The organism is Nocardia pseudobrasiliensis NBRC 108224, from assembly GCF_001613105.1.
Classification (GTDB): Bacteria; Actinomycetota; Actinomycetes; order Mycobacteriales; family Mycobacteriaceae; genus Nocardia; species Nocardia pseudobrasiliensis.
This window is the reverse complement of record NZ_BDBS01000051.1, coordinates 1-17,581: the sequence shown is the minus strand read 5'-3', so window position 1 is coordinate 17,581 and position 17,581 is coordinate 1. Positions and strand designations below refer to the sequence as shown.

The window sequence follows — 17,581 nt, the reverse complement described above, 5'->3', positions numbered from 1 at the left end:
ACGAAGGCCTTTATTTCCCCTGTCCCGGCGCGCCAGCGCCGGGACAGGGGTCGCCCGCTCAGGAGTGCTCGCGCGACCAGGGAGGCGCGGGATTGCGGCTCATGTAGGCCAGCACGGCGACGAGAGCCGCCACCGCGAGGGTGACTCCGCCCATGATGCCCGCCCAGCCCGCGAACGAGCGGGTGTTGGGGTCGGCATAGCTGACCTCGGCGCGGACGGTGCTGACGTCGCCGGGCGGGAGTTTCCAGGAGACGATCGAATCGCCCTCGCGGGTGCCGTTGGTGGTGGCCACGCGGGCGGGGAAGGCGACGGTGAACTGAACGTCGGAGCCTTGTGCGGGAACGGTTTTCAGGTCGACGCGGCCGCTGAGCGTGACCAGATCACCCGAGCGGGTGAATTGCAGATTGAACATGCCCTGCGTCTGATCCGACAGTCCGCTCAGCTGCTGTACCTCGCCGAAGGTCAGATCGTCGAAATAGACCTGGCTGCCGACATAGCCGTCCTGCGAATAGGGTTCGACCCGCACCTTGGCCACCAGCGACTCCGGCGCCTTGAGTTGCGGCCCCTTGTCCTTGTCGTTGGCGGGCACCGTCGCGGCCACGATCCGCCCCGACACCCGATCGTTGGACGACACGCCCATCGACACCTGCACCCGCAGGCACCCGGCCAGCATGGGCATCAGCAACGCCGCCAAAAAGACGATGGACCAGGCGCGATGGCGGCGCCGACGTGGCGCCCGCGCGCGCCTCACGTCGGCTGTCGATGGTGTCGGACTCGGCTGCACGGCTCACATCGTGCCATGACACGCCGAGCGAAGCCGCACGCGACGGGCCCGTCGACTCATCGACGCCACCAAAGGGATACCGAGCGCCCCGAGACCCGCGAATCCATAGCCCGCCGAGGCGGACAACCCGAGGAATACCGCATGCGCGAGCGTGGAACCCAACCAGGTCCACAGCAGCACCACGATCGGCACGATCGGCGATGTGTCACGAGCGGGCGCACCCCGTTCGAGCAGGTGCAACAGCATCGCCATGATCATCGCCACCCCGAACCAGCCCAGATAGTTGGTATACGGAATCTCCGAGATCCCCGGCAGCCCCGGCAGATCCGAACACCACGACCACTGCCGATCGGCGACCATCTGCGGATCCAGGAACAGATCCCACCCGACCGCACCCGCGGCCGTCCACGGAATCCGCACCCACGCCCGCCGCGCCAGCAGCCCGGCCACCACCCACACCGCATACAACCCACCGGTCCACGCCAGCGGCACCACAACCGGAACATCGGCCACCGCCGGCCCGAGTCGACCCGCGGCATAGACATAACACCCGAACGGGAAACCCGATGCGGTGCCGACCATCTCGGCCACCAGCCCGATCCCCGAAACGATCACCAGAAACCCGATCGCAAACCGCGCCCCCCGATAGACCACCGCATGAGCCAGCGCCACCCCCACCGACAGCAGCACAACGACAACCGTCACCCGATCCCGCCCCACCCCCACACTCAACGGATAACAAATCTGCGCAACAACCCACGCCACCACCGCAACCCCGGGCAGCACCCGCACGACCGCGCCCACAGCCGACGCGCCCCCGTGGTCGAGTCGCCGACTCCCCGCTGGTCGACCGCTCACGTCCCCACTCGACGCGCTCGCGGAAGTCCCTTTCCCGAGCCGCCCGCTCATTGTCGGCCGAAGGGCGCGAACCGGTTTCGCCGGGTCCCGCGCATTGCCAGGCGGGCCGCGGTTCGCCCGCTGGCCCCCGACACGCCGCCGCCCGGGTGGGTGGACGCGCCGGTCAGATATAGGCCGGGCGCGCCCGGTACCCGCTGGCCCGACAGTTCCGGCAGCGGCCGCCAGAAGAACATCTGATCCAGCGACATCTCCACGTGCATCACATTGCCGCCCAGCAGACCCAGCTCGCGTTCCAGGTCGGCGGGCGTCTGGACCAGGCGCTGTCGCACCGATTCGGTGAAACCCGGTGCCAGCGCGTCGAGTTCGGCGATGATGCGATCGCCCTCCCGTTCGGCGTGCCCGGCCCAGTCGCTGCCGTCGGCGAGGCGGTAGGGATGCCACTGCGCCCACAGCGACAGCTGATGCTCCCCGGGTGGGGCGATCGACGGGTCCAACGCGCTGAAGCTCATGGCCAGCACCACCGGTCGCGGGGGCAGTTCCCCGGCCAGCGCCGCGCCGTGCGCCGCGCGCAGGTGCCGTCGATCCGAGACCAGCAACTGCAGTCCGTGCGCCGAATCCTCCTGGGCGGCGCCGGGATAGGACGGCAGGGCCGTCGTGGCCGCGCGCACCACCATGCCGATGCCGGGGCCGACCCGGATGCGGCGACGCCACTCGTCGAGCACGGCCGCGTCGAAACCCCCGCGCCGCAACAGCTCCAGCGTGGTCAGGATGTGGGTCCCGGCGATCACGCTGTCGGCCGCCAGCTCCCGCCCCGAGGCCGTGCGCACCCGCCAGCCCGCGCCCGCGCGGCGCAGTTCGGTGACCGCGTCACCGGCTGTGACCACACCGCCGTCGGCGCGCAGCCGGGCCACCAGCGCCGCGCTCAGCGCGCCGCTACCGCCGACCGCGCGACCCGGCGGCAGGATGTGCATCAGCGCCGCGAAGCCGACCATCGGCGCGGTACCCGGCTCGGACATCGGCGGTCCGGACTGCGCGCCGAACCACGCCAGCGCCGCCTTGAGCCGCTCATCGTCGAACCAGCTGTCCAGTAGCGCGTCACCGGTCTGCAGGAACTCCCGCGACAGCGCGCTGCTCCCGGCCCGGGCGTCCAGCCCCCAGAACGAGCGAATCAGCCGATCCGGCCGCGCCGGTCCCGCGAAGGCCCGCATGACCCGCTGCGAACGCGGACCCCACACCCGCACGAACCGCCGATAGGCCCCGGCATCGCGCGCACCGCAGGCCGCCGCGATCGAGGCGCACGTGCGCTCGAGATCGCGATGGAACACGATCGGCGCGCGATCGTCACCGGCCGGCGCGGGCGCGAAAGCCCAGGGATCGCAGTCGATGTACCGCAGCCCGAAACGCCCCAGCTCGAGCTCCTCGATGATGCCGGTGTGCCGGATCATGATGTGCGCGGAGGATCCTCGGTCGATCAGATGCCCGGGAAACCGCTCCACCGTCGACACCGCCCCGCCCAGCACCTCATCGCGCTCGAGCACCTCGACCCGCTCACCCGCCCGCGCCAGATAACACGCGGCGACCAGCGCGTTGTGGCCGGAGCCGACGACCACAATCGTCACGAGCGTGAATCTTCCAGCGGCAGCCGCCGACCCAGTACGGCGAAGCGACGGGTGTCGCCGGAGAAGACGAAATGCCGGACCACATCGGTGAAGCCCTGTCGCCGATACAGCCGCCAGGCCCGATTGTCCTCGTGGTCGACCTCGGGGGTCGACAGCAGCGCGGACCGCTCGGGGCGATGGCGCAGCAGCCGGACCAGCAGCGTCTCGCCGATGCCGCGACCCTGGGCACTCGGGTGCACATGCAGTTCGGTGAGCTCGAAATAGTCGGCCAGCATGTCGCGGGTGGCGTGTTCGGGCCAGCCGGAGCGGCGCATACCGGTGTGCACCTGCTGATGCCACCACTGATGCGGGGCGCCGTGATAGCCGTAGGCGATCGCCACCAGCGGTGCGGTGCGCAGATCGAATTGCCCGGTGTCATCGGGCATTACGGCCCCCACGGCCTGCCAGCCGGGGCGGGTGGTGTGCTCGGTCCACATCGGGGCGCGGTGATGTTCGGTGCCGCGCGGATAGCCCATGGCCGCGACGTACACCGACAGGGCGTCGTGCAGGCGGGCGCGCAGGGTGGCGGCCGAGAGGTCGACGACGACGGGGGCGGGAGTGTGGTGGGGTCTGACGGCGGTCATGTCTCGGCGGCGCGGCTCTCGTTCGACGCGGAAAAGTTGTCGGTGGTCCTCTCTATATTCACACCTGAACGACATTCGAATACCTGTTCGGTATGCGAGGGGTGTGGAGGTAACCGCCATGGCTGATCGGATGAACCATCCGGGGCGTTCCGGGCGGGCCGGGAATTTGCTCGATCGGGCCGACGGGCTGCTGCTGCAGTCGGCCGCCGAACCCGATCCGCGTGAACGGTTCCGGACCGCCTATCTGGCGGCATTGCGTGGTGCGGGAGCGGTGCTCGCGCTCACCGGCGCCGACCGCGCGCCACGGGCGCGTTCGCGCAATGCCTGGGTGCTGATGCAGCAGGCAGCACCGGAATTCGTCATGTGGTCGGACTACTTCAGCGCGCACTCGGAGACCAGGGCGGCGCTGGAAGCGGGCCTGGATCGTCCCATCGATGCGGCCCGGGCCGATGAGTTCGCTTCGCGCGTAGGAGCATTCCTGCACGACGTGGAAGATCTGGTCGGCGCCGCGACCCGGTTGCGGCCGATCCCGGGGTGGCTTGCCGACGGCACGGCCTGAACATCGTGGAGTAGGTGGTAGCACGCTGATCGAACTCGTATCATTGGTCGTAGGTAGCCGCCAAGGTCGGCTACTAGTCGCCTACCCGGAGGCGACCACCACGACCTAGTGCCGGGGGAGGTACCGTGCCACTCTCCGAGCACGAGCAGCGCATGCTCGAACAAATCGAGAGCGCGCTCTATGCTGAGGACCCCAAGTTCGCCTCGACCGTCCGCGGAGGACGGCTACGTTCGGCGAGCGGTAGACGCAGACTGCAAGCGGCGGCTCTGTTCGTCCTCGGCCTGGTTCTTCTCGTCGCGGGCATCGCCCTGCCGGTGAAGCCGGGCGGATTCCCGATCATCAGCCTGTTCGGTTTCATCGTCATGTTCGGCGCCGGCGTGCTGCTGCTGTGGGGCGGTCCGGCCATGCCGGGCGGAGCCCGCCGGAGCGAGGCGACGCCGGGTCCGGGCGGTGCGGGAGCAGCGCGCGGGAAACAGCGCAAGCAGGGCGGCGGCTTCTCCGCCCGTATGGAGGATCGGTTCAGGCGCCGGTTCGAAGACGGCAACTGATCCGTCCCGCCTCCCGTAGGCAGGGCCGCGGGCGGACGACATAAGTTCATCGGCATACGACACGCCGTGCGATGCACGGCGTGTCGTTTTGTTTTCCGTGGGCCTCGGCGGCCCGCTCCAGAACACCCCACATCTCCCCACGCGAACCCCCACCCGTCCCCACTTCGGTGGGTAACCGGTTGCGATCTGCGGGTTTGCTGGCCGTTTCCGGATTGCCCGTCGTGTCGGCTGCGCGTGTCGGGAGAACTCGGCAAAATCTCCCCACCTCGGTGATAGCTGGTGTGACCTGCGAAATCCGCCACGCGGGGACCGAGATCACCGCGGCTTTCGATTGAAAGTGGGGGAAAGTGGGGTAATGTGGAGCGCGCACTGAAGGAGGCCGACCAGACGGGGTGATCAACGGGAGGTGTCGAGACGGTGTTTCTCGGTACCTACACGCCTCGGCTGGACGACAAGGGGCGACTGACGTTGCCTGCGAAGTTTCGCGACGAGTTGGCGGGAGGGTTGATGGTCACCAAGGGGCAGGACCACAGCCTTTCCGTGTATCCCAAGGAGGAGTTCGCCGCCCTGGCGCGGCGAGCCGCCGCGGCGTCGCGAAGTAATCCGCAGGCAAGGGCTTTCGTCCGAGCCCTGGCCGCCTCGACCGACGAGCAGCGTCCGGATGCCCAGGGCCGGATCATGTTGTCGGCCGAACACCGCCGCTACGCGAATCTGTCCAAGGATTGCGTGGTGATCGGCTCGGTCGACTTCCTCGAGATTTGGGACAAGCAGGCGTGGGAGTCCTACCTCGCCGAACATGAGGAGGATTACTCGCTGGCCAGAGATGAGTCGCTGGGCGGAATCTTCTAGCCCCCGAGCGAGGCGAGTGCCCTGCGGCCTCTGCCCGACGACGGACCCTGACGTACTTCCCCAACGCCAGGTGCCGTCGTTCGGTCAGAGACCACGGGGCATTCCCCACCGACGTGAGAGTCCAATCGCCCAGGATCCGGGAGGTCGAGGTTGAATCATGAAGACCCCGGCCCGCGCCATGTTCCGGTCTTACTCCGGCGAGCCGACGAAATCCTCGGTCCCGCACTGACTTCCGGCGGAGTGCTCATCGATGCGACCCTCGGCCTCGGTGGGCATTCCGAACATTTTCTGCGGACCTATCCGAAGATCAGGCTGGTCGGCCTGGATCGCGACACCGAGGCCCTGAAGCTGGCCGGTGCGCGACTCGAGCCGTTCGCCGATCGAATCACCCTGGTGCACACCCGCTACGACGGCATCGCCGACGCGCTGCGCGAGGCCGGTCTGCCGCCGACCAATTCGGTGCGGGCGATCCTGATGGACCTCGGGGTGTCGTCGATGCAGTTGGACGAGACCGATCGCGGCTTCGCCTATTCGGTCGACGCGCCGCTGGATATGCGGATGGATTCGACCACCGGACCGACCGCGGCCGATGTGCTCAACACCTACGGCCACGGTGATCTGGCGCGAATCCTCAAGACCTATGGCGAGGAGCGCTTCGCCGGGAAGATCGCGAGCGAGGTCATCCGTCGTCGCGAGCGCAAGCCGTTCACCACCAGTGGCGAATTGGTGGAGCTGCTCTACGACACCATTCCGGCGGCCACCAGGCGCACCGGCGGTCATCCGGCCAAGCGGACGTTCCAGGCGTTACGCATCGAGGTCAATCGCGAGCTCGAATCGCTCGAGGCCGCGCTGCCCGCGGCGCTCGACGCGCTCGAGGTGGGCGGCCGCATCGTGGTCATGTCGTATCAGTCCCTCGAGGACAAATTGGTCAAACAGCTGCTCGCACAGCGGTCGGCATCGCGGACGCCGGTCGATCTGCCGGTCGAACTGCCCGGCATGGGACCGGAATTCAAGGTGCTGACCCGCGGCGCGGAGAAGGCGACGGAGGAAGAGATCGCGGAAAATCCGCGCGCCGCACCGGTGCGGATGCGCGCGGCGGAGCGGATCGAGGCGGCCGGATGAACGAGCGCGGCGTAGGCGCAACCGTATTCGCGGTCCCGACGGGGCCGCGTAGCGGCACCAGCGCGTCGGTGGGGCCGGTGAGAGTAGGGGAGGCGAGAGCATGAGCGTGCGCACACGGGTGGATGCGCCGGACCGGGGATCGCGACGATCCGCGCAACCGGCACAGCGACAGGCGGCCCCGGCCGCCCCGCGGCGGGCCGAATCCGCCGATCGAGTGAAATCCGGTGCGGCCCAACGGGCTTATGCGCGCCGACGCAATCGTGTCCAGAGCCGCGGCGATAGCGCGCCGCTGTCGGGCCGGGCAGCCTCGGCCATGGCCGGCCGGCTCCCGTTCGTCACCGGCATCATGGCCCTGCTCGGCTGCGGCCTCGCCCTGACCCTGTTGCTGACCACTCGCGCCGCCGAGGACAGCTATCAACTCGGCGACGCCCGTCGCCTCAACCGCCAGCTCGTCGACGAGCGCGCGGCCCTGCAGCGCGAGGTCGAGGCCGCCGATTCGGCCCCCGAATTGGCCAGCCGCGCCCGTGAACTCGGCATGATCCCCGCCAAGGATCCGGTCCGCTTGGTCGTGGCCCCCGACGGCACGGTCACGGTCATCGGCAAGGAGGTCCCCGCCGAAGGCCCACCCGTCCCGCCCCTGAACCCCTCACCCACATCCGCCGCCGCGCCGCCACCGAATTTGGTCCAAGCCCAAGGCGAACGTGTGGTCCCCGTAACCACCACCCCCAAGCCCGCCCCGAACGCCCCCGCAGGCCAACCCAACCCGGCGGTCCAGGCCGCGGCGGCGGGCCAGGGTGCGACACCGGGCCAGGCTGCAGCTGCAGGTCAAGCAGGCGCGGCGGGTCAGGCCGCGGTTCCGGGTCAGCGAGCGACACAGACGCCGGGCCAGGGAACCGGACCGGCCCCAGCTGCCGCCCCCGTTCCGCCGCCCGCACCGGGCCAGGTCCCCGCGGCCGCGGGAGCGGCACAGCTCCCCGCGGCCGACCCTCAGAACCCAGCCGCGCCCACTCCCTTGGACACCGTGACCCCCACCCAACCGCAACCAGCCCCCGACGGGGGCGGCCAGTGACCCCGAGCCCGAACGCAGCCGAATCATTCGGCCCCGCAACCGGTCCCACCACGCCCTGGGGTGGTGGGCACGCGACATTTCCGGCCCTTACAGCCGAATTTCCAGGTCGAGGCGGTGCGCCGCACAGCTCGCGGCCGAGCTTCGCCTCCGCGCCCAACGACTTCCCCATGCTGCCGCTGGGCGAGATCGTGCCGATGCTGCGAAAGCAGGTGCGCGCCATGGAATCCGCGTACGAACGAGCGGACCGGCAAACGGCCGGAACCGGGAGCGGCGCGAGTTCGATCTTGGGCGAGCTTCGAGCGGAAGCGGCACAGCGGAGTTGCTCGCCGTGTGGCAACCGGATGTTGGCGGCCACACGCAGCGTCGCAGGCGTTTTCACCGCCCACTGGAGTGGGCCGATGGCCAGCACGGTCGGTTCTGCGCGGACCGAGTTCGATCGCGGCGGGCGGCTCACACACCGAGACGTGTCGGGAGGCGGGCAGGCGGTTCGTTGCTTCGCGCCGGGTGCGGTTGAGAGCGGGCGATGATGGCTGGGCGGAGTGGGGTTTCGCAGCGGGGGCGGGTGGGGAAGGCGGGGCGGCCCCGGGCTCGGCCGAAGAAGCGGGGGAAGGGTGCGGGTGGGTTTCGGCTGCGATTCGGGGTGGGGCGAGTTGTGATGTTGGTGGCGCTGTTGGTGGTGGCGGCGCAGTTGTTGTGGATTCAGACCATTTCGGCGCCCACGCTGTCGGCGGAGGCGGCCAATCAGCGGACCGTGCGGCAGGCCGATCACGCGTTGCGCGGGGCATTGACCGATCGCAACGGGAAGCCGTTCGCGTTCAGCATCGCGACGAAATCGCTGCATTTCCAGCCGGTTATCGTGCGTAAGCAGTTGGCGCAGGCGCGGGCCAAAAGCGATAAGGCGGTCGATCCCGACGAGCGGTTGAAGGCCATCGCCAAGGTCGTGCACGAGAAGCTCGGCAAGGACGCGCCCGCGGAGAACGAGCTGCTCGGCAAGTTGCGCAGTGACGACACCTTCGTCTATCTGGCGCGCAATGTGGACGCGCGGGTCGCGGCCGACATACTCGATCAGTTCCCGGAGGTGGGCGCGGACGACGAGCCGTCGCGGGTGCATCCGGGCGGAGCGCTGGCCGCGAATGTCACGGGCGCGACCGGCTGGGACGGGCACGGTCAGCTCGGCCTGGAGTCCGCGATGGATTCGGTGCTGGCCGGTACCGACGGTTCGCACACCTACGACAAGGGTTCCGACGGCGCGGTCATCCCGGGTAGCGAGCGCGACCGCCAGCCGGCGGTGAACGGTTCGAACGTGGAGCTCACCCTCGACTCCGATCTGCAGTACTACGTGCAGCAGCAGGTGCAGCAGGCCAAGGAGATGTCGGGCGCCGAGGACGTCTCGGCGGTGGTGCTCGACGCGCATACCGCGCAGGTGCTCGCCATGGCCAACGACAACACCTTCAATCCCGATCTGGGACCGAAACATTGGGATCCGAACCAGATGGGCAACCGTTCGGTGACCGATGCCTTCGAACCCGGCTCGGTCAACAAGATCGTGACCGCCTCCGCGGCGATCGAATACGGTCTGACCAATCCGAACGAGGTGCTGCAGGTGCCCGGCAGCATTCATATGGGCGGCGTGGACGTCAGCGACGCGTGGCAGCACGGCACGGTGCCGTTCACCACGACCGGCATATTCGGTCACTCCTCGAATGTCGGCACGCTCATGCTCGCGCAGCGCGTCGGTGAGGACCGCTATGCCGATATGCTGCGGCGATTCGGTCTCGGCCAGCGCTCGAACGTCGGCCTGCCGGGCGAGAGCGCGGGTATTGTGCCGCCGCGGGATCAATGGTCCGGATCCACCTTCGCCAATCTGCCCATCGGCCAGGGTCTTTCGATGACCCTGCTCCAGATGACGGGGATGTACCAGGCCATCGCCAACGACGGCGTGCGCATTCCGCCCCGGATCGTGAAGGATACGGTCGACCCCAAGGGCGATCGCCATCAGGAATCGCAGCCCGACGGCGTCCGCGTCGTCAGCCCGCAAACCGCCCGCACACTGCGTTCGATGTTCCAGTCCGTGGTGCAGCGCGATCCGATGAATTCGGGTCAGACCGGCACCGGACCCTCGGCCGCGATCGACGGCTATCAGATCGCCGGGAAGACCGGTACGGCTCAGCAGATCGATAGGTCATGCCGCTGCTACTCCAACGACCGCTACTGGATCACCTTCGCCGGAATCGCGCCGGCGGACAATCCGCGCTACGTCATCGGCATCATGATGAACGCCCCGCTGCGCAGTTCCGACGGCAGCGGTGGGCAGTCCGCGGCGCCGCTGTTCCACAGCATCGCGTCCTGGGCGCTGCAACGCGATCGGATTCCGCCGTCGCCGCCCGCGCCGCGTCTGGTGTTGCAGGCCGATTGAACGGGTGCGACCATCAGGCCCGATCGGGGCCGACGGGAATTCTCGCCAGGCGCGTTGTCCGGCCGTGATCGGGCGTCGGTAACCTGACTCGTCGATCCGAATCCGTTTTTGCCGGAACCGTCGAACCGGAACCGTCGTTTCATCGAAAGGAGCTTCGTGCCCGTGCAGCCCACCCCGCAGGTGCTGCGTCCGGCCGTGCCGCCGACCACAGCCCTGCGGACCCTCGTCGAGCGCACGGGTATTCGCCCGAGCGCGGGCGAAATCGGTGACGTCACCATCACCGGCGTCGAGCAGCGATCCAATGCCGTGCAGCCCGGGGATCTGTTCGCCGGATTGGCCGGGGCGCGGGCGCACGGCGCGCGATTCGCCCGCGATGCCGTCGCGCGGGGTGCGGTGGCCGTACTCACCGACCAGGCCGGGGCGGAGCTGATCGGCGATCTGGACGTTCCGGTGCTGGTGCACGACGATCCGCGCGCGGTGCTGGGCGAGATCTCCGCGATCAGCTACGGCGAGCCGTCGCGGCAGCTGCAGGTGATCGGTATCACCGGCACGTCCGGCAAGACCACCACGTCGTATCTGATCGAGGCCGGGTTGGCCGCGGGCGGGCTGTCGACCGCGTTGATCGGCACCATCGAGACCCGCATCGGCGGACAGCGGGTGCCCAGCGCGCTGACCACCCCCGAGGCGCCGCAGCTGCACGCGATGTTCGCACTGATGGTCGAACAGGGTGTGCAGGCGGTGGTGATGGAGGTGTCCAGCCACGCGCTCGCGTTGGGGCGCGTGGACGGTGTGCATTTCGCGGTGGGCGCGTTCACGAATCTGTCGCAGGATCATTTGGATTTCCACGCCGACTTCGAGGACTACTTCGCGGCCAAGCGGCGGCTGTTCGAGCCGGAGTCACCGGTGGCGGCGGCCGTCAGCGTGATCTGTATCGATAAGCCCTGGGGGCAGCGTCTGGTCCGCGAAATCAGCGGCCGCACGCCGGTGACCACCGTGGCGACCGTGCCGAGCCCGACCGGCGAGGCCGAGCCCGACTGGTCGGTCGGCGACGTGGTGTCGCTGCCCGGCGGCGGCCAGGAGTTCACCGCTACCGGGCCGGATGTGAAAGTCGATGTGCGCCTGCGGCTTCCGGGTGACTACAACGTCGCCAACGGGCTGTTGGCGGTGGCGGTGTGCGCGACGGCGGGCGTGTCCGCCCAGACCGCGGCGGCCGCACTGGCCGACGTCGACGTACCGGGCCGGATGCAGCGGGTGGATCGCGGTCAGGATTTCCTGGCCGTGGTCGACTACGCGCACAAGCCCGAGGCCGTCGAATCGGTGATCGCGACGCTGCGCGTCCATCTGAAGGAGACGGGCGGTCGCCTGGCCGTGGTGGTGGGCGCCGGCGGTGACCGCGATTCCGGTAAGCGACCACTGATGGGCGCGGCGGCCGCGCGCGGGGCCGATCTGCTGATCATCACCGACGACAATCCGCGCGGCGAGGATCCGGCGACCATTCGGTCGGCGATCCGCGCGGGCGCGCTGGGCATCGCGGAGTCCGAACGCGGCGAGGTCGCCGAGATCGGTGATCGCGCCGATGCCATCGCCGCGGCCGTCGACTGGGCCCAGTCCGGTGACGTGGTGCTGGTGGCCGGCAAGGGGCACGAGACGGGGCAGGAGATTACGGGTGTGAAGTATCCGTTCGACGACCGCGAGGTGCTGGCGGAGGCCCTCTCTCGGAAAACGAAGGACCTGACGGTTTCATGATCGAAATGACCCTGCGGGAGATTGCGGATGTCGTCGGCGGAACGCTGCACGATGTGCCCGATCCCGCGGTGACGGTGACCGGTGCGGTCGAATTCGACTCGCGCCGAATCGAACCCGGCGGCCTGTTCCTGGCGCTGCCGGGTGAACGAGTCGACGGCCACGACTACGCCGCCGCCGCGATCGCGGCGGGCGCGGTAGCCGTCCTGGCCGCCCGCCCGCTGGGCGTGCCCGCGATCGTGGTGGAACCGTTCCCCGGCGGGAAGCAGGAGATCTCGCCGGACAGCACGGCTTATGCGTTGGCTCACGACACCGATGGTTCCGGTGCGGCGGTTCTGGCTGCGCTGGGGAAATTGGCTCGGGTTGTGGTGGATCGGCTGGTTGAGGGTGGGCTGATCGTTATCGGGATTACCGGGTCGTCGGGGAAGACTTCGACCAAGGATTTGCTGGCGGGGGTGCTGGCTCCGTTGGGGCCGGTGGTGGCGCCGCCGGGGTCGTTCAACAATGAGATCGGGCATCCGTGGACCGCGTTGCGGGCCACCACCGAGACGCGGTTTCTGGTGTTGGAGTTGTCGGCTCGGGGGCATGGGCATATCAAGGCGCTCACCGAGGTCGCGCCGCCGCGAATCGGTGTGGTGCTCAATGTCGGGACCGCGCATCTGGGCGAGTTCGGGAGTCGGGAGGCCATCGCGCAGGCCAAAGGTGAACTGGTGGAGGCGCTTCCGGCCGTTGGGGTCGCGGTGCTCAATGCCGACGATTCGAATGTCGCGGCGATGGCCGCGCGGACCGCGGCGCGGGTGGTGACCGTCGGGCAGGCCGAATCCGCCGATGTGCGGGCGACCGATATCGTCCTCGACGAGGCGGCGCGGGCGCGATTCACCTTGTCTGCCAAGGGTTCCAGCGTGGCCGTCCAGCTGGCCGTGCACGGTGAGCACCAGGTCGGCAACGCCCTGTCCGCCGCCGCGGTCGCGCTGGAGTGCGGCGCGGATCTCGAGACCGTCGCCGCGGCGCTGTCGGGTGCGACGGTGGCCTCGGCTCACCGCATGGATGTGCGTACCCGCGCCGACGGCGTCACGGTGATCAACGACTCCTACAACGCCAACCCGGATTCCATGCGCGCCGCGCTCAAGGCCCTGGTCACCATGTCCAAGGCCGGTGAGCGCCCGCGGCGCAGCTGGGCGGTGCTCGGCGAAATGGCCGAACTGGGCGAGGAATCGGTGGTCGAACACGATCGCATCGGCCGACTGGCGGTGCGGCTGGACGTCGACCGGCTGATCGTCGTCGGTACCGGGCGTCCGTCGCGCGGTATGCATCAGGGCGCGGTCATGGAGGGTTCGTGGGGCGAGGAGTCGGTGCTGGTTCCCGATATCGCCGCCGCGATCGCTCTGCTGGACGACGAACTGGCCGCCGATGACGTGGTGCTGGTGAAGGCGTCGAACTCCATCGGTCTGTGGGCGGTGGCCCAGCATCTGATCGGAGCCGCGACGTCCGCGTCAGGCTCGGAGGCGGCAGCCCGCGCAACCGTGGAGAGCCCGCAGGCGTCGTCATCGAGCACGGAGGACGCCCGATGAGACAGATCCTGTTCGCCGCGGGTATCGCGCTCGCGGTATCGATCCTGTTGACGCCGCTGCTGATTCGCATGTTCGCCCGTCGCGGCTTCGGCCAGGAGATCCGCATCGACGGCCCGGAGAGCCACAAGGCCAAGCGCGGCACCCCGACCATGGGCGGCGTGGCCATCCTGATCGGTATGTGGGCCGGCTATCTGGGCTCACATCTGATCGGCATCGGCTACCGCGCCGAGGGCCCGTCGGTTTCGGCGCTGCTGGTGCTCGGCCTGGCGACCTCGCTGGGCGCGGTCGGCTTCGTCGACGACTTCATCAAGATCCGCAAGCAGCGCAATCTCGGCCTCACCGCCGCGGGTAAATACATCGGCCAGTTGACCTCGGCGATCGTCTTCGGCGTTCTGGCGCTGCAATTCCCGGGCGCGGGCGGGCGAACTCCGGCCAGCAGGCATCTGTCCTACGTCCGCGATATCAACACCGTCTCGATGAGCGTGATCATCTTCCTGGCCTTCGTCTGCCTGGTCGTGGTCGCGTGGTCGAATGCGGTGAATCTGACCGACGGACTCGACGGTCTGGCCGCGGGTTCGATGAGTCTGGTGCTGGGCGCCTACGTGATCATCACGTTCTGGCAGTACTACCACGCCTGCGAGGTCAAGGCCGAGGCCGGTTGCTACAACGTGCGCGATCCGCTGGATCTCGCGCTGGTGTGCGCGGCGGGTGCGGCGGCGTGCGTCGGATTCCTGTGGTGGAACGCGGCTCCCGCGAAGATCTTCATGGGCGATACCGGCTCGCTGGCCCTCGGCGGCCTGATCGCCGGACTGTCCATCACCACCCGCACCGAACTGCTGATGATCGTGATCGGCGCGCTGTTCGTCGCCGAGACCGTGTCGGTGGTGTTGCAGGTGGCGGTCTTCCGGACCACACGCAATCGGTTGTTCAAGATGGCGCCCTTCCACCATCACTTCGAACTCAGCAAATGGGCCGAGACTACGGTGATCATCAGGTTCTGGTTGCTGGCCGGCATCGCCTCGGCGGTCGGACTGGGCTTGTTCTACAGCGAATACCTCTCTCAGGTCGGGTAACAGCAGCGATGGTCGAACATAATCCGCGGGCCTTGCGATCTCCGGGGCCCATGCTCGAATTTCTGCGTGGCCGTGACGTTCTCGTCGCGGGATGGGGGGTGTCGGGTCGCTCGCTGATCGAGCCGCTACGCGACATCGGCGCCCGTCCGGTGGTCACCGACGCCGGCGAGAAGGCGATGGCCGAGGCCGCCGAACTGGGGCTGGCCACGGCCACCGGTGACGAGTTGGCCGAGCCCGGCGCACTGGACCGCTTCGCGCTGGTGATCACCAGCCCGGGCTGGCGGCCGGATTCGCCGGTGCTGGTCTCGGCGGTCACCGAGGGCGTTCCGGTCTGGGGCGACGTCGAATTCGCCTGGTGGGTGGATCAGGCGCGGCTCTACGGCCCGGTGCGCAAATGGCTGGTGATCACTGGAACCAACGGTAAGACCACCACCACCCAGATGACCCACGCCATCCTGCGCGCGGCCGGAATCGCCAGCGTCGCCTGCGGCAATATCGGGCTGCCGATCCTGGATGCGTTGCGGCGCAATCCGGGTCCGCAGATTCTGGCCGTGGAGCTGTCGTCGTTCCAGCTGCACTGGGCGCCCTCGGTGCGGCCGGAGGCGGGTGTGGTGCTGAATGTGGCCGAGGATCATCTGGATTGGCACGGCGGGCTCGACGCCTACGCCGCGGCCAAGGCGCGCGCGCTGACCGGACGGGTCGGCGTGGTGGGCCTGGACGATCCGGTCGCCGCGGCGCTGGCGCGAAAGTCCAAGGCGCGCCGCACGGTCGGTTTCCGCGTCGGCGTGCCCGCCGACGGCGAACTCGGCGTGGTCGACGGCAAACTGCTCGACCGCGCCTTCACCAAGGCCGCCATCCTGGCCGAGGTGGGCGATATCAGCCCGCCCGGCCCGGCCGGTGTCGCCGACGCACTCGCCGCGGCCGCGCTGACCCGATCCATCGACGTGGCACCGCAATTCGTCAAGGAGGGCCTGCAGGAGCACAAGGTGGGCCCGCATCGCGCGGCGTTCGTGCGCGAGCTGGCGGGCGTGGAATTCGTGGACGACTCCAAGGCCACCAATCCGCACGCCACCCGCACCTCGATCCTGGCCCATCAGCAGGTGGTGTGGATCGCGGGCGGTCAGCTCAAGGGCGCGCATATCGACGATCTGGTCGAGGAGGTCGCCGAACGACTCGTCGCGGTCGTGCTGTTGGGCCAGGACGCACCGATTTTCGCGGCGGCATTGGCGCGACACGCGCCCGATGTCCCCGTGGTCGAGCTGGCTTCGGGTGACGATGCTGGGATGGGTGCGGAATTCTCGTCCGAATTCGACAGTGCGGACGCGGTGATGGCCCGTGCGGTCCGCGTCGCCGCCGGATACGCCCGACGCGGTGACACGGTGCTGCTGGCACCGTCCGCGGCGTCGCTGGACATGTTCGCCGACTACACCCACCGGGGACGCAGTTTCGTCGCGGCGGTGCAGGCGCTCGACGAGGGAGATATCGGGAGCCCGCAGTGAGCCCGGCGCGCAAGCCCTCCGGCACCTGGTTCGGTGCCTGGCTCGCGCGCCCGTTCGCGGATTTCCACCTGGTGGTCACCATCGCCACCCTGCTCACCACGCTCGGGCTGGTGATGGTGCTCTCGGCGTCGAGCGTCGAGGCGTATACGGCCGACAAATCGGCGTATGCGCTGTTCATCCAGCAGGCGGCGTTCGCGGTGCTCGGCGTGGTGCTGTTCTATGTGGCGCTGCGGATTCCGCTGCGCATGCTGCGGCGGATCTCGTTTCCGGTGTTCGCGATCTCGGTGCTGGCGCTGGTGCTGGTGCTGATTCCCGGAATCGGTTCGCGCGTGCAGGGTTCGCGGCGGTGGTTCGATCTGGGATTCGTCTCGATCCAGCCGTCGGAGATCGTGAAGGTCACCCTGATCGTGTGGGGTGCGCATCTGCTGGCGGCGCGGCGTACGGAGAAGTCCTCCTACAGGGAGATTCTCATGCCGCTGGTTCCGGCGGGTCTGCTGGTGTGTCTGCTGATCGTGCTGGAACCCAATCTGTCCACCACGATCGCGGTGGGTCTGGTGCTGGCGGCGCTGCTGTGGTTCGGCGGACTGCCGGTGCGGCTGTTCGTGACGATCGGAATCTCCGGCGTCGTGGCCGCGGGCGTGTTGGCGCTGACCGCCGGATACCGCTCGGATCGCATGCGGGCGTTCCTCAATTCCAGTGAGGATCCGCAGGGCATCGGCTATCAGGCCAGGCAGGCGCTGTTCTCGCTCGCCGACGGCGGGATCTGGGGACGCGGGCTGGGTCAGAGCCGGGCCAAGTGGAGCTATCTGCCCAACGCGCACAACGACTTCATCTTCGCCATCATCGGCGAGGAACTCGGCTTCCTCGGATGTGCCCTGGTACTAGGGCTTTTCGCGCTGTTCGTCTACACCGGGCTGCGGATCGCGAGCCGGTCGGTGGATCCGTTCCTGCGCCTGATGACCGCGACCGCCACGGTCTGGGTGACCGGACAGGCGCTGATCAATATGGGCTATGTGGTGGGCCTGCTGCCGGTGACCGGTCTGCAGCTGCCGCTGGTTTCGGCGGGCGGTTCGTCGCTGGCGATCACGCTGTTCATGTTCGGGCTCATCGCCAGCGCGGCGCGGCACGAACCGGAGGCCGTCGCGGCGCTGCACGCCGGACAGGACGGACGCTTCAGCAGACTGCTGCGCCTGCCCAAGCCCGAGGTGTACTCGCCGAGCCGGGCCCAGGCCGCCCGCGCCCGCGGCG

15 protein-coding genes are annotated in these 17,581 nt (G+C 68.8%); 11 read left to right on the top strand and 4 right to left on the bottom strand.

The features are described 5' to 3' along the window. Nucleotides 1–58: 58 nt before the first annotated feature. From NP4_RS32935 to NP4_RS32920, 4 genes are all read right to left on the bottom strand, one after another. A complete protein-coding gene (locus tag NP4_RS32935; RefSeq protein ID WP_245997949.1) occupies nucleotides 59–679 on the bottom strand; it encodes an LppM family (lipo)protein in 621 nt (206 codons plus the stop codon). Between the two features lie 108 nt (nucleotides 680–787). After that, complete coding sequence (locus tag NP4_RS32930; protein ID WP_373863883.1) at nucleotides 788–1,588, bottom strand: carotenoid biosynthesis protein; 801 nt, start codon at nucleotides 1,586–1,588, stop codon at nucleotides 788–790. A 101-nt stretch (nucleotides 1,589–1,689) separates the two neighbouring features. After that, on the bottom strand, nucleotides 1,690–3,261 hold the full coding sequence (locus tag NP4_RS32925; protein WP_068006306.1) for a phytoene desaturase family protein: 1,572 nt from the start codon (nucleotides 3,259–3,261) through the stop codon (nucleotides 1,690–1,692). Continuing rightward, a complete protein-coding gene (locus NP4_RS32920; protein ID WP_068006304.1) occupies nucleotides 3,258–3,884 on the bottom strand; it encodes a GNAT family N-acetyltransferase in 627 nt (208 codons plus the stop codon). Before NP4_RS32920 ends, NP4_RS32925 begins: the two co-directional genes overlap by 4 nt. Before the next feature lie 118 nt (nucleotides 3,885–4,002). Here NP4_RS32920 and NP4_RS32915 point away from each other — a divergent pair, with 118 nt between their 5' ends. From NP4_RS32915 to ftsW, 11 genes are all read left to right on the top strand, one after another. Then, on the top strand, nucleotides 4,003–4,443 hold the full coding sequence (locus tag NP4_RS32915; protein ID WP_245997895.1) for an SAV_6107 family HEPN domain-containing protein: 441 nt from the start codon (nucleotides 4,003–4,005) through the stop codon (nucleotides 4,441–4,443). 125 nt (nucleotides 4,444–4,568) lie between these two features. After that, nucleotides 4,569–4,991: an SCO2097 family morphological protein gene (locus NP4_RS32910; protein ID WP_068006301.1), complete on the top strand. Its 423-nt coding sequence runs from the start codon at nucleotides 4,569–4,571 to the stop codon at nucleotides 4,989–4,991. Between the two features lie 417 nt (nucleotides 4,992–5,408). Then, on the top strand, nucleotides 5,409–5,840 hold the full coding sequence (gene mraZ, locus NP4_RS32905; protein WP_062506774.1) for a division/cell wall cluster transcriptional repressor MraZ: 432 nt from the start codon (nucleotides 5,409–5,411) through the stop codon (nucleotides 5,838–5,840). Nucleotides 5,841–5,990: 150 nt separating this feature from the next. Next, on the top strand, nucleotides 5,991–6,962 hold the full coding sequence (gene rsmH / locus NP4_RS32900) for a 16S rRNA (cytosine(1402)-N(4))-methyltransferase RsmH (RefSeq protein WP_068006299.1): 972 nt from the start codon (nucleotides 5,991–5,993) through the stop codon (nucleotides 6,960–6,962). 100 nt (nucleotides 6,963–7,062) lie between these two features. Then, nucleotides 7,063–8,031 carry a cell division protein FtsL gene (gene ftsL / locus NP4_RS32895; protein ID WP_245997896.1) on the top strand — a complete coding sequence of 323 codons (969 nt, stop codon included), beginning with the start codon at nucleotides 7,063–7,065 and terminating at the stop codon, nucleotides 8,029–8,031. A 526-nt stretch (nucleotides 8,032–8,557) separates the two neighbouring features. Further along, nucleotides 8,558–10,447: a peptidoglycan D,D-transpeptidase FtsI family protein gene (locus NP4_RS32885; protein ID WP_156524961.1), complete on the top strand. Its 1,890-nt coding sequence runs from the start codon at nucleotides 8,558–8,560 to the stop codon at nucleotides 10,445–10,447. A 156-nt stretch (nucleotides 10,448–10,603) separates the two neighbouring features. Continuing rightward, entirely contained in the window at nucleotides 10,604–12,193 is a 1,590-nt protein-coding gene (locus NP4_RS32880; RefSeq protein WP_068006293.1) for a UDP-N-acetylmuramoyl-L-alanyl-D-glutamate--2,6-diaminopimelate ligase, read from the top strand. Beyond that, nucleotides 12,190–13,761, top strand: coding sequence for a UDP-N-acetylmuramoyl-tripeptide--D-alanyl-D-alanine ligase (locus NP4_RS32875; RefSeq protein ID WP_068006290.1), 1,572 nt, complete (start codon nucleotides 12,190–12,192; stop codon nucleotides 13,759–13,761). The genes NP4_RS32880 and NP4_RS32875 overlap by 4 nt, the downstream gene beginning before the upstream one ends. Continuing rightward, a complete protein-coding gene (mraY, locus tag NP4_RS32870; RefSeq protein WP_062513944.1) occupies nucleotides 13,758–14,834 on the top strand; it encodes a phospho-N-acetylmuramoyl-pentapeptide-transferase in 1,077 nt (358 codons plus the stop codon). Before NP4_RS32875 ends, mraY begins: the two co-directional genes overlap by 4 nt. A 50-nt stretch (nucleotides 14,835–14,884) precedes the next feature. Next, entirely contained in the window at nucleotides 14,885–16,333 is a 1,449-nt protein-coding gene (murD, locus tag NP4_RS32865; RefSeq protein WP_068006288.1) for a UDP-N-acetylmuramoyl-L-alanine--D-glutamate ligase, read from the top strand. Continuing rightward, a partial coding sequence (gene ftsW, locus NP4_RS32860; protein ID WP_068006285.1) for a putative lipid II flippase FtsW occupies nucleotides 16,330–17,581 on the top strand: 1,252 nt, incomplete at its 3' end. The genes murD and ftsW, both read left to right, overlap by 4 nt.